We start from the raw sequence: 14,855 nt of genomic DNA on the forward strand, positions 1-14,855 counted from the left end.
ATAAGAGGAGAGATATATTACTGAACTACAAGTTTCTTTGTAGCAGTTTTGCCATCCTGTGTAATTTTTACCATATACACACCTGATGTAAGATTAGCTACATTTACAGTATTGTTGCTTGTTGTAGTGTTCACTACCTGTTTGCCCAATACATCAAATATCGTTATTGCTTTAGGGGCATCGCTATCTGTCAGTACGGTAAGTACATCGCCGTTTAGCGGGTTCGGGAACATTTTCACTGTAGTGATAGTATTTTCATTTACACCTGCTATGGTATTATCTACAAACGAGATGTCATCATAATAAATAAATCCGCCGCTTTGGCCTGCTGCCTGCCTGTATGTCCTTATTTGTACACGTGCTTTAGCAGCTGTAGCGGGTGCCGTCTGGGTCATTGTCTTGAATACCCAGTTTGCGCTGTCTGTAGAGTAGTTCTCATCCTGTAGCGTTTGTACAGTGTGTGGGTTAGCAGCGTTACCATTTATCTGTGGTTCTGCCAGGGCGCCACCTGAACTGTTAGCAGAGTCAAGCCATGAAGTCCATGTCCTTGTCCTTGCCGTAGGGCTGTTATCAAGGTACCAGTAGCTAATGGTATAGGAATGGCCCGGGGTTACCTGTATCAGGTTGCTGTATTCAACATATTGTGTTGTCTCCTGCGACGTTTGCCTTGCTGAGTTGCTTCCCGAATGTACTATTGTAGTCTCTTTTGTAAGGTTGTCATTATAAATTGGGCTTGTTCCCTGTTCGGTAAAGTTTACAGGGTTGGCGTCCGTCCAGTTTTCAAATCCTCCGTTTATAACCTGGTTCTGTGCAGAAGCGGTTAGTCCGGCCATTATAAGGCCAATTGCGAAAAAGTATTGTTTTTTCATTTTCTTTTAATTTATTTTTACGGTGTAAAGGTACTTACGTTGTCTATATTCTAAGAAAAGCCAGCATTGTCAAATTGTTAGCTTATGGTTACCAAAGGCATTGCGGTCAGGCTTAAAAAAGAAAACCCCTGCTGTAGTAACACAGCGGGGGTTTCCCGGAATTTTGGGGGTATAGGCGTTTAGAAAATTATCTTTTTGCTCACTTTTCCTTTAAGGGTTGTCACTTCAACAATAAGCATCTGCTCCTGTGCCTGCAGGCCGCTTATTACAGTTTCGGCAGCATTGATGCTTTCATGTCTGTAAAGCACCCTGCCTCTCAGGTCATATACCGTAACACCGGTCATGTCTGTAGTGCCTGAGCTGATGTTTATGTTGCTGCCCTGTTTGTAAACGATGATACTGTTGGCATCCATAACCGGAATATCAGTACCAAGCGCTTCGGCATATACTACTTCAAACCTTCCCTCAAATGTGCCTGCCTCAGTGGCAAACTCATAAGCGCTTAGTTTAAGATCGTGTGTCGTTCCAAACAGGTTGTCTTTCAGGTAAATATCCTGGTCTTGTGAGAACAGGCCATCCACGTGGTCAAGGGTTATCGTGTAGCTGCCTGCTGTAGTGGCTTTGTAGCCCATCGGTACAACATCGGCTGCATCAAATGCCGGCCTTGCCTGTATGCCCAGTTTCGATTCTCCTATAAGAGAGTATATCGCAACAGTACCGTCAGTAAGCGCTTTTCCGTCCCAGCCATAGTCAAGGCCAAGCGTGGTGTTATTGGTATAGGCTACCAGCGTTTGGTGGAACTCGCCCTGAGCGCCTGTAAGGTTTAGCCATAGGCGGGAGCCTGTAGTGGCTGCATCCTGCGCGTTCCTGAACTGCTGGTTGTTGTTCACCGCTACACGCATCCCGTTATTGAACGATATGGTGCTGCCTTCTGCCTGTACAATAAAGCCCTGGCCAGGGTTGATTACCCACGTGTCGCTTTCTTCAGGATTATTGAATACACCGTTACTGCTGTCGCCAAATGCGTTGCCGTTGTTGGCAGTATATCCTGTAAGTGTCAATGACGCATAGCATGAAGTGTTTTCGTCATTTTTCTTCCTCCAGAAGTATAGTGAGGTATCATCGCCTAAGTTATTCGCATTAGCAGCATAAAAAGCAGCAATGTTGATAGGTGACGGGTAAGGGTTACCCACAGCGTTGTATCCGGTTATTGTTCCGTCAGCAGGCATAACACTCACATTTACATCACCATTATTAGGTGTTCCTTCAAAAGTACCTGTCCATGGCGTACCTGTTTGCCCCGCTACATAGGCAGGATGGTTATTTGCCACACGGATAAGGTAGCTCATACCTTCGTTAAACAATGTGCTTCCCGGTACGGTAGCATAAGCATCGCTTATCGGGTTGTAGTGGTAAAAACGGTTGGAAAGCGTTTGAGGAGAGAAATCAACAAGCGATCCGCCTGTAACCGGAGATGACCATAGTGCATAGTCAAGCCTGTACATTGGGGCGCTGTTTTTTATTACAGTGATCTCACCCGAGTTGTCTACATCGTTTACCTGGATCAGGTTGGCATTGTTCTGTAGTGTCAATGAACCGCCTTCCTGTACGGTAACCTTGCCTATAACCCTGATGTTACTGCCAGATTCTACCACCATGTCAGCGCCATCTTCTATAGTAAGGGTTTTTACAGACACGATTGTATTACCTGAAATTTCCGGCTGGTTTGCACCTGCGCCAATGATCGCACGGATATCTTCTGTAGGTACGGTATTGCACGACCAGTTGTTTTCGTCATTCCAGTCCGATGTTCCCGCTGCTCCTGTCCATGTGTTCGCGCCTACAGTTATTGTAGCCGAAACACTAAAGGCCGCAGCACATGACTGGGTTACATCAGTCCTTGTAAGGGACGTTACAGTAAGCAGCTGCCCGTCGTTTGCTCCGTCAAGGACAATGTCAAACGAGGCATTACCTCCCGCATCGGCGGTTACTGTAGCAGTATTTGCCGCAGCACCTATGGTATAGTTAACAGTTACTCCTGTATTCGGCAGAAGCCCTGCAAGCGAAACTCCCGAAGCAGTTCCGGCGCAGCTTACAGCTACCTGTACGCTTGTAAGTGTTGGCTTTGCATTTATTACAATGGCACTGCCATTATCACCTAAGCTTGTAGTAAGCAGCAACCCGTTAGAAAGGTGTACAACGCGTACCCTGTAATTTCCTGCTGCCAGGTCGTCCTGCATGGTAGCATTTATAGGGCTTGCCGCTGTAGCGCCGCTTATGATGTTCGAGAAATCAGAATGGAAGTTTCCTGTAGCATCAGACACCTGTGCGTAGAAGTTTCCGGCAGGGAAACCGCCTTCTGTTGTAAAGGCCACGCTGATGTTGTTATCCGTTCCCACACAGTAAGGGCCATAGGCAGCCGCAGTCGTGTTTACCACAGGGGCAACCTGCACTGTTCCGTTAAGTGTCACCGTAGTAATGGCGCCGCCACCGGATAGTGTCATTGTTCCTGTATAATCGCCCATAGTAAGGCCTGCTTTCAATCGCACATAAATAGCAGGGTTAGAAGTACTAAAACTTGCACCCGAATAGGCATAAGCAGCAGTAGTATCGAAACCTGAGTTAGCTGCATTCGAAACTTCGAAATATTCGGCTCCGTCTGTTACGCTTATCGTCAGGTTGCCGTTTACGGCGTTAAGGTTAGCCGCAGCAATGTTGGTAAGGTGCGCCGCTATTGTAGCCTGGCCCTGGTAACCAATAAGGTTTATAGTGCCCGGTGTAGCAGTAAGCGTCCTGATGTTAAGCGCTGTCGCGGTAGCATTAAGTGCATTATAGATCGTATCACCACTGTTTGATGCAATAATATTTGCAGATCCCGCAGCAACAATTGTTACGGTGGCTGTACCATCCCCGTTAGTCGCAACTGTAGCAACGCTTCCGTTTGAAGTAGACCATGTTACAGGCAGGCCTGCCGGATTGTTGTAGTCTACAGTAAAGGTATCACCAGGTTGTAGGTTAGCAGGCAGCGGGTTAGGGTCAGTATCAAAAGTAACCGGCTGGTCGAGCTTGTTTACTTTAAACACAAGGGTCTTCGTGTCGCCATTGGTTGCCGGTGTAGTAACGGTATTGTAATAGCTTTTCGCATTTACCGGTATGTTGTAGGTACCGGGAAGGATGTCGTCATTAAAAGTGATCACACCTGTTGCAGCATTTATCGATGCGCTTCCTGTCAGAGCAGAAGGGAAGGCAGCACTGAATGTTACCGTTGGCGTTGCATCGGCATTCACATCCACATCAAAACTGGCATTTGCCTGGCCATAATTCACGGTATAGGTAGTAACACCCGATGTGATATTGCTTATTACAGGCAATACAGCCGGATTCGGAAGTTTTATTACCGAACCTGTGAAGCTGAAGTCGTTTATACTAAATGTACCGCCGGCAGGGTTAGAGCCGCTGGAACCCCAACCGTAAAAACGGAATGTAATTGCGCCGGTTAAATTCTGGTAGGCTGCACCTGAAAGGGAAATCGTTGCGCCGCTCGCTGTAGCCGTACCTATATTGCCGGCATATCCGTCTTTGCTCGACCTGAAGGCAAATGAAGAAGGGCCTGTTCCCGAAGCTTGTCCGGTATACACAAATGATGCAAGGTTTAGTTTATAGCCATCTACAGGTGTAATGGTAAATTCAAAATAGTCTGATGAATCAAAAACAGTATTCCATGAATTCGCATTATACCTGTTACCTGCTGCATTTGCACCTATTCCGGAACCACGGCCTATCCCGCTAACGGTTATGATCGCTGTGCCTACAGGGGCAGCGGCGCTGTTAGTGTTGGTAGCCACGGTTTGCCCTGTGGTAAACGGGTTGCCTGCACTTGGGTTAGAATCCGTGATCGGGTTTGTCCAGAGTGTGCCCGGCCCAAATGAGGTTGTCTCAGGCCCGGTAACGGTAAGTGTCCCCTCTACATAGGTAAATGTATAGTTATCCGCATCGCCCGGCGTTGCAAAAGTGATAGGATAAGCTCCCGGTACTGTCGATCCGCTTGCGGCCGTAGTAGTAAGGGTAGGCGGGGTAAAGTCGGCATCATCCGCAGCGTTATCCGATCCTGCGAAGGTGGCATACGTAATGGTAAGTGCCGGATTTGAAGCGCCCGCAACCCTGGTTTTAAAATCAGCAGTCACTGTAAGCGGTGCTTTATTGATCGTACCTGTAAGCAGCGGGTCCGCCTGTGTCAGGGTATAGTTGCCCGCATTGGCACCTGCTAAAAGTACGGTAACATTTTGCGTTCCGGCATTTGCCGATGCAAAAGTTCCTGTAGTTGCAGTTACAGTATCGCCGGCCTCTACGCCCACCAGTGTTACACCGGTTACAACGGCAGCAGTGGTTGTGTTATACGTTTTTGTTGTCACTGCACCGCCGGTCATGGTAAGTGGTTTTGCAGTAATATTTGCTGTAAGGCCTGTTGGCTGTACAAGGGTATAGTTGGCAGCGTTATCTGCCAGGACATATCCTGTAACAGTAACGGGTTTGGCAGTACCAACAAGGAAATTATTGAAGTTAGCAACCGGTGTCCCGTCTAAAGAAACATCGTCGCTGTTCAGGATACCCACAAGCGAAGGTGTTCCGCTAAGGGTTGCCGTTGTGGTTTTGTCATACACTTTATTGTCAGCAGTAAGCCCTGCAATGGTAAGTGTTTTAGGGGTAATATTTGCAGTAAGCCCCGTTGGCTGTGTAAGCGTATAGTTAGCAGCATCTGCACCACCGAGTGTGATAGTTGGCGTAACTTCGATACCATTGGCTGCATCGGCAGAAGCAAAAATACCCGTACCTGTAAAGGTTACATCGTCACCGGCGGCAACACCCGTAAGTGTACCGGTAATAACGGCAGCAGTGGTGCTGTCATATACTTTGTTCTGTGCAGCAGCCCCTGTAAGTGTAAGGGTTGTGCCTGTGATATTTCCTGTAAGCCCAGTTGGCTGTGTAAGGGTATAGTTGGTTGTAGCAGCGCCAGAAAGTACAAGGTTAGCTACCGGAATATCGGTTCCTATTTCTGCCTGCGCAAAAGTACCCGATACTATGGCTACATCAGCTTCATCGCCCGCAACAATACCATCGATAACTGCATTTTCTATCGTAGCGGCAGTAGTCCCGTTGTAAGGCCTGTTAACCACATCAGCACTTGTAACGGTAAGGTTTTTAGCTGTGATATCGGCAGTAAGGCCGGTTGGCTGTGTAAGGGTATAGTTCGCTGCACTGTCCCCGCCCAAAACAAGGGCAGCAGTAACAGGTTTGTTTGTACCTTTAGTAAAGGTATTAAAAGTACCTCCGCCTGTAACATTTATATCGTCACCGGCAACTATGCCGTTTATTTGGCTAACGGTGATTACGGCAGCAGTTGTACGGTTATATTCTTTGGTTACAGCCACAGCGTTAACGGTAAGCGCTTTTGGTGTAATGTTCGCGCTAAGCCCTGTTGGCTGTGTAAATGTATAATTAGCAGCATCCGCACCGCCAATTGTTATCAGTGGCGTAACTTCAATACCATTAGCTACAGCTACAGAAGCAAAAGTACCCGTTCCTGTAAAGGTTACGTCATCGCCCGGAGCAACACCCGAAAGTGTTCCGGTAATAACAGCGGTATTGTTTCCGTCATATACTTTATTTTGTGCCGCAGCGCCTGCAAGCGTAAGCGGCATGCCTGTAATATTTCCGGTAAGTCCGGTTGGCTGTGTAAGGCTGTAGTTTCCTGCAGCAGAACCTGACAAAACAAGGCTGGATACCGGTATATTGTTTCCGGTCTCTGCCTGCGCAAACGTACCCGATACTATGGTTACATCGGCTTCATCACCGGCAACTATACCGTCAAGTACAGCATTCGTAATTGTAGCATTGGTATTTCCATCATAAGCTTTATCTGCTACATCGGCACTGGTAACCGTAAGGTTTTTAGCAGTAATGGCAGCAGTAAGGCCTGTTGGCTGTGTAAGGGTATAGTTAGCAGCATCATCTCCCGTTAAAGAAAGGGCAGCAGTTACCGGCTTGCCTGTCCCAACATTGAAGTTGTTGAATGTACCTCCGCCTGTTGCTGTTACATCGTCACCATCAGCAAGGCCGGTTATTCCGGTTACCGTGATTACGGCAGCTGTTGTGCGGTTATATTCTTTATCTCCGGCTGTAGCGGTAACAGTAAGGTTTTTTGCTGTAATGTCAGCAGTAAGGCCTGTTGGCTGTGCAAGCTGGTAGTTGCCCGCATCAGTTCCCGCAAGGGTCGACGTCGAGGTAACAGCAATTCCTGTAGCAACACCTGCCGAAGCAAATGTTCCTGTACCGTTATAGGTAACAGTATCGCCCGGTAAAATACCTGTAAGCACACCAGATACCGTAGTAGCAGTAGTGCCGTCATATATTTTACTGGCCGCAGACGCAGTTTCAAGCGTAAGCGTTGCAGGAGTTATGTTTCCTGTCAGGTCGCCCGGCTGTGTCAGTTCGTAGTTATAAGCACGTGTTCCTGTAATAGAATAGTCTGTTGTTACGGCGATACCGTTTGCTACATCTGCTGAAGCAAAAACACCGGTACCTGTAAGGTCAACAAAGGCAGCATCGCCGCCCACTAATCCTGCAAGCGTACCTGTTGCTACCGCAGTTGTAGTGGTGTTATACACCTTATCGGTTACAGCAGCACCGGCCACCGTAATTGTTTTTTTGTTTACAACAAGTTCCTGTGGCACAGACGAAGCAGGGTTAAAGCTGCCGTTACCTTCCTGGAAAGCCCTTATCGTAGTTGTTCCAGCTCCTGTTATGGTAACAGTATTACCGCTAACGGTAGCCACGTTTTCGTCAGAACTGGTATAGGTTACCGTTAATCCCGAACTGGCAGTAGCCGTAAGGTTAAATGTAGCATCGCCATAAGTAACAGCATCCAGTGCGCCAAATGTTATTGTTTGGTTGGCAAGTCCTGTCTCATTAATGTTGGCTGTAAGCCCTTGAGGCTGTATAAGTGTATAATTGGCAATATCGTTGCCATTTACGGCATATCCCGAAACGGTAACCGGTATCGTCGCACCCGGGCCTATATTAGCAAATACCGCAGTCGCTGCCGATGTGTTTAGGGTAACATCTTCTGTACCAACAACGCCGTTAAGCACAGGAGTGCCAACAATGGTTGCATCGGTGTCAGAGTCAAAGTCTTTATCGGCAATCGTTATCCCCGAAATAGTGAGTTCTTTAGCAGTAATATCGGCGGTAAGGCCTGTAGGATCTGCCAGAGTGTACCGGCTGGCGTGCGCACCTTCCAATTCGAAAGCTGCATCTACCGGTTTGGCTGTGCCAATGTTTTTATTATTGAATCCAGCGATGTAAAAAGACCCAAGCGTTACATCGTCGCTGCCTACAACACCGCCACTAAGCACCGCGCCTGTGATGGTTGCATCAGGAGTTCCGTCATATATTTTGCTTTGGGCAACAGCGCCTGTTACCGACAGCTGTTTTTTGTTTACTGTAAGTGTTTTAGCAACATTTGCTGCTGCGTTATAAACGCCATTTCCTGCCTGAGAAGCGGTAATAGTGGTTACACCGTTGCTCAGTATTATTACAGTACTTCCCGAAATGGTAGCAACGCTTTCATCAGAGCTGGTATAGGTTACAGCAAGTCCCGAAGATGCAGTTGCGGTCAGGTCAAATTCGGCATCACCATACGTTTTGGTTATGTTAGATGCGAAAGTTATAGTTTGTGCAAGCTTGTTGATTGCAAAGGTGTTACTGTTAACGCTCCAGTCGCTGGTTGCGGTACGTTGTGCGGTCAGTACAAAGCCTGTGCCCGCTGCGGTATGTGTAAGCCCTGTAAATGTAGCAAGACCCGATGTTACCGTTGCTGCTGAAACCGGTGACCCGGTTAATGTACCTGTTGAGGTTATTTTCACACCACTTGTAAAATCAAGGTCACGGTTTCCGTTCGCGTCGTTCGCGCTAACGGTAACATTGGCCATAGCAGCGTTCGCGTTGGTAGTTGCAGGCTGTGTTACAAAAGCAAGCCTGTCTGCCGTAACTTCTATCCTGTTACGGTCCGTTGTAGTTAACGAAGCTGCTGCTCCGGCATTATCAGCAGCAAACTTAGATGTATTGCTGGTAGCTTCTGTAGTTGCGTTTACAGTGAAAGAAAACTGTGTGTTATCGGTCACTGCGGCATCAAATGTTGCACGCAGGGAAAATGTCTTACTGCCAAATGTAGAAGTGCCTCCATCAGGAGCCGATAAGCTAAATCCTGAAAAAGCTACTGCTACCGAACCGGCAGTTGATGTCACCGCCTGTTCTGCTATTTCGGTATTGCCGTCATAGATAGCAAGTTTCCTTATAGGTCCCGGATTGGCAACAGTAAAAGTGATGGCCGTCAGCGTGGTAGGTAACGCGTCTGCATCTGCAGCGGTTCCGCCGTCACGAATATCGAATTTCGCAACTTCCATAGAGTTATGTACCGATCCTGCAAATGTTATGTCTGTAGCCTGGTATTGTGTGTAATCAATATTAGATGGCTCAGTGAAACTTGTATTCCTTATAATGGTCGATGCGCTTGAGAATGCCGGTTGGGCTACCAGAAAATCATCAACATACACTTCATTCGCACCACCTCCGCGGTTATCCAATACCCTTACATAAATATTACTAAGGCCTGTAAGGTCGTAGGTAAAGGTCTGGCAGCTTGTTGTAAAACTGCTTATAGTGCCTATAGATGTCCATGTAGTAGCCGAAGCGCTTGTAGCATACCCAATCTGAAAAGAAGGGTTTGTGGGTGAATTGCTGCTTCGTCTCCATGTAAAGGTCAGTACTCCCGGACTGCCTAATACCGGCGTGATCATGTAATCTCCGTTCGCATTGAACATGGCTGACCTTGAACCCGAACATTTATTGTTTGTCGAGTATGCCATACTGTTCATTGTCCAGCCTGCCGGCGCCGTCGAAGCCTCAAATCCCTCGTCGACAAGCTGCCCCCACGAGACCGTAGCCGTTAAAAAAAGGACCATCAGGAAAAGGCCCTTCAGAAGATTTTGATGTAGTAATTTCATCATCATGTTTTTAGTTAAATTTTAGATACTTTTAGGGTATTATTTATCATAGCAAAGATTTGTTATCTATGTTAACTATCAGGCAGATATAGGTTGTATTACTGTAACGTGTCGGTTATCATTTGTTTAGTAATATGTTATGTATCTGAAGTTAGTATTAACTTGGAGGTGCTATAACGAAAAAATCCCCCTCCTTACGGAGAGGGATTCCTCATATATTTAAGATGTGAATGCTTAGTAAGCTACCTTTTTGGTCACTTGTTCGTTAGCATCTGTACCTATTTTAACAATAAGCATCTGGTTAGAAGCGCTTATGTTTTCAAGTACCACTTCATTTTGGTTAAACTTGTCTGAAGCAAAAAGCACTTTTCCTGTCATGTCATATACCGCTACCGAAGTGATTGCTGTATTGGCAGAAGAAATAGTTAATGCGCCATTTTGTTTGTACACCATTATGTTGTTGGCATCGTTATCTTTAAGGCCCATTGCCATCCTTGCACCGCCAGAAGTTGCTTCTGTACTTACTTCTATAACATTAGAGTTAACGCTTGTGTTTCCGGCAACAGCTCTAACCCTGTAGTAGTAGGTTGTTGCTGCATCAAGTCCGTCAACAAGCTGGCTTGTACCGGCTGTTACAGCAAGGTCCTGGTAGCCCGGAACGAATGATGGGGCAATACCTGAGTACGTATGCGCACCAAGGTGTGTAACATCATTTTGGTTATATACATCCCATTCCGATTCAAGTGTGTCAAAACCTGTAGCAGGGTTTGCTGTTACACCGCCTGTTACTGTAGCTTTCCTTACAAGGGTTTTATCAACGGTAGTGTTAGTAGCGCTTGTCCATGCAGCACCCGGATCCTGGCCTATTTTACCGATGATATCCACATTTGAAGCAGTAGATATTTTGTAAAGGGCAACAGCATCATTACCATTAAAGTTTACCGAAGAAACAACAGTTGCAGTACCGGAGTAAAGTGTAGCGCCTGAGTTTTTGATTACTATAGTAGCGCCATCGGCGATCATGCCGGATAGTACAACATCGTTAGTACCCACAGCCGCAGAGCTTCCGTTAGAATATAGCCTTACCCTGTAGTCAGACAGGTCTATAGCAGCGCCTGTACCATTGAATATTTCAAGGTATTTGTTTGTAGAAGAACCTTCAACATATTCAGAGAAGAAAAGGTCTGTTGCAGGAGCGCTTGCACCAAATGTTGGCGATGTGCTCACGTCAAGCCTGTAGCTTACTGCGCCGTCTACTAGTTCCCAGTTGGCTATAAAGCTGCTTTCTGTTACACTTAGGGCAGGGTTGGCTTCAGGAGCTATTACGTTGTCAGTAGTAAACGTAAGTTCGGCACTGTAAGAAGTACCTCCGTTATTGATAGCGTAAGCCCTTACATAATAGGTAGTACCTCCGGCAAGGAATTCAAGGTTGGCATCAAAAGTACCAAGGCCAAATGCTGTTTCAATATATTGCTCTACACCCGGTTCGCCTATGGCAGGGTTGGCAGTAGTAGCATATACAACACCGATCTCAAATATATCAGAGCATCCGATAGCTGTAATTTCGGCTTCAACAGTAGCTGTAGAAGCGCTAACTGCATCAGCGCTGTTAATAACGATAGTTGCAGGAGTGTCCACACCGCTTCCTGATGCAGCTACGTTGATGCTGTCTGCACCGCCACCGCTAACAGGAATGTTTCCTGAATAGTCTCCAACAACGGAAGGAAGGATTTTAACATATATTACCTGACTATAAGTGCCTCCTGCCTGGTCAAGGTTAAGGGTGTCAAGGTAAGTAACGTCATCTGTTGAGAACGTGTAGCCGTCAAGCGGGCCTACAACAACGTTATCTTCAGTAAGGAAAGAACCTGTAATAGTGAATGTCTCAGGGCCATCTTCACTGTCGATACAAACTGCACCGAAAGCAGTAAGGGCCGTAGCAGAAAGTGAAGGATCTGTGTTTGCTGTAGTAGCTACTTCAATAACGTTAGAATTACCGCTTGTGTTTCCGGCAACAGCCCTTACCCTGTAGTAGTAGGTTGTAAGTTCGGTAAGTCCTGTAACAACCTGGCTTGTACCTGTGGTAACAGCAAGGTTTTCGTAGCCAGGTACAAATGAAGGTGCAATACCTGCATAAGTGTGCGAACCAAGATGTGTAACATCATTTTGGTTAAACATATCCCACTCTGTGTCAAGTGTAGGGAATCCTGTTCCTGATGGATCGGTAGTTACACCGCCTGATACTGAAGCTTTCCTTACAAGGGTTTTGTCAACTGTAGTATTTGTTGTTCCTGTCCAGGCAGCACCCGGATCTGTACCGATGTTACCAAAGATATCAACGTTTGACGTTGTAGATATTCTGTAAAGGGCAACAGCATCGTTACCGTTAAAGTTTACCGAAGCAACTACTGTAGCAGTACCGCTGTAAATAGTAGCAGTTGAATTTTTGATAACCGCTGTAGCGCCGTTAGCAAGAGTACCTGATAATTGTACGTCGTTAGATGTACCTGTAGCGGTGCTGCTTCCGTTAGAGTAAAGCCTTACCCTGTAGTCAGCAAGGTTTACACTTGCACCTGTACCGTTGTATATTTCAAGGTATTTGTTTGTAGACGATCCTTCAACATATTCAGAGAAGAAAAGATCCGTAGCAAGGGTAACCGAACCAAATGTTGGCGAAGTACTCACATCAAGCCTGTAGCTTGCAGCACCGTCAGCAGCGTTCCAGTTGGCAACAAAGCTGTCATAATCTATACTTGTAGCAGCGGTAGCAACCGGCGCTATTACATTGGCAGTAGTAAAGCTCAATTGTGTACCGTAAGTTGTACCACCGTCGTTAGTAGCATAAGCTTTCACATAATAAGTTGTACCTCCTATAAGTCCGCTAAGGGCTACAGTATAAGTACCGGCGCCTTCGGCAGTGTCAGAAACAGCTGTAACGCCGCTTCCGCCTATTACAGGGTTTACTGTTGTGCTGTAAACAACACCTCTTACAGTAACGTCAGTACAACCTTCAGCAGTTACATTACCGCCAACTTCAGCAGTAGAAGCCGAAAGGGAAGTGGCAGATACCGTAGTTACCGATCCTGGTGTGTTTATACCTGCACCAGTTACAGCTACGGCAATAGCATCAGCATCACCGCCTGTTACAGCAATGTTACCATTGTAAGAACCAACTGTTGTCGGTGCAAAAGTTACATATACATCCTGTGTTAGTGTTCCCGTTTGCGGGATAACCAATGTGGCGGTGTAAGTACCTGATGCTGTAGTCGAGAAAGTGTAGCCATCAAGAGGGCCTACAGTAACATCGCCCGGTGTAAGGTTGATACCGTTAAGGGTAAACATACCTGAACCAGAAGCCACGTTAATACATACTGATCCAAAACCGTCAAGCTCGCCTGCAGTAAGTGTAGGCAGTGTGTTAGCAAGTGTAGATTCGGTAGCGGTTGCCCCAAAAGCAGTTTCAACCGGTGAAGTAGCATTGTTCCTTGCTTTTGCACTGAATGTGTATGAAGTAGAAGGCGTAAGGCCGGTTACTGTAGTGGTAGCCCATGTAGCGGCTGTTCTCCAAACGGCTGTAGCGCCAAGGGAACCGTCAGCCTGTACATACTGTCCCGCGGCTTCTTTTATCGCATATTGCGTAGCTGCCGGGTTGCCGTTTTGCGTAGCAGATGTTACTGTTACATTAAGCGCGTATATAGCTGCATTGTCAACAGTTAGTACTCCCGGTACCTGGGCCAAAGTATAAAAGCTCGCGTTTGCTCCATTGCTCGGTGTGCCGCTAACGGTACCTACAGCCCTGAAGTTGTATTGTGTATTTGGTGATAAAGAACTTATTGGCGCGCTTATAGCTGTGGCTGTCGTACCTGTTACAGACGATGGCGTTGCGGTTACATTGCTTCCGTAGCTAACAGTAGTGCCCCAGTTGAAAGAGGCGGCAGTAGTGTTGCTGTTTGCATTAATAGTACCATTCAGCGTTGCTGAGGTTGTCGTGATCGAAGTTGCAGCCGAAGTTGTTACAGCAGGTGCTGAACTCCATGATACAGAAACATTGTCAAGGGCAAGGCCATCCCTGCTGCCTGTGCCGGTAAGATCATTGTAATTCCAACGGATCCATACATTGCCGCTGATGTTGCTCAGGGCAGCGATGTCGATGTTTGCATAAGCAGTGGTAGTACCCTGGGCAATTGTCCCAGAGGTGTAAGCGCCGGCTGGTATAGCTGTAAAGCCGGTAGTAGCCGAGGTGGTACTTACTTCAAGGTTAAACGAATTGCTCCTTGAGTTTTCTATGATCTTTACTACATCATAGGAGATCTTAAGGGCGCTTTTGCCGGTTGTGTTGGCAATGCTCAAAACAATAGAGCCCGGTGCAAATGCGCTGCCCGAACCCAAAATACCGATTCGTGACACGAAGTTGTAGTTACCCCCTGTAACGGAAGTAGCGCCGCCTACTGTCATCGAATTGTCCACTGTAGTGCCATTGTAGGAAGTCCAGCCCGTAGGGTAGGACGTTCCCGATGCGCCCGGTGTGGTGTTGAAATTTTCAGAGTAAGGTGACGACCCCGGAAGGGTGACCTGACCCCACATTGCCGACGTTGCTAATAGTACAACGGCCAGCATACAGGCATTAAGGAATGCCTTGTGTAACTGTGTTTTCATAAAAAATAAATTTTGGTTTGTTCGCACTGACTATCAATGCTATACAAACTTAGCGAGTATCCTTTATGCGGTTTTAAAAGTGAGGTTGTCTTACTGTAAGGGCGTGGTTATGATTTCCTGAAGGGAATGTTAGCTGCTTAAAATCTTTGTTAATTATGAGATATATTTCGAATATATAGTTGAATTCCGAATATAATTAGGCAAAAATTGAATAAAACGTAAAAGCATGTAAATTCCGTGGTTATACCAAAAAGAAACCCCTGACGTT

3 protein-coding genes are annotated in these 14,855 nt (G+C 46.6%); all 3 read right to left on the minus strand.

What is annotated here, in order from left to right; genetic code table 11:
- Nucleotides 1-17: 17 nt before the first annotated feature.
- Nucleotides 18-869, minus strand: a complete 852-nt coding sequence (locus AAEO56_RS10740; RefSeq protein ID WP_341697054.1) for a T9SS type A sorting domain-containing protein — start codon at nucleotides 867-869, stop codon at nucleotides 18-20.
- Nucleotides 870-1,048: 179 nt separating this feature from the next.
- Complete coding sequence (locus AAEO56_RS10745; protein WP_341697055.1) at nucleotides 1,049-9,931, minus strand: YDG domain-containing protein; 8,883 nt, start codon at nucleotides 9,929-9,931, stop codon at nucleotides 1,049-1,051.
- 234 nt (nucleotides 9,932-10,165) lie between these two features.
- The gene (locus AAEO56_RS10750) at nucleotides 10,166-14,587 is read right to left on the minus strand and encodes a lamin tail domain-containing protein (protein ID WP_341697056.1); all 4,422 of its coding nucleotides are present in this window, start codon (nucleotides 14,585-14,587) and stop codon (nucleotides 10,166-10,168) included.
- Nucleotides 14,588-14,855: the final 268 nt, after the last annotated feature.

The organism is Flavobacterium arundinis (genome assembly GCF_038289855.1).
GTDB classification, from domain to species: Bacteria; Bacteroidota; Bacteroidia; order Flavobacteriales; family Flavobacteriaceae; genus Flavobacterium; species Flavobacterium arundinis.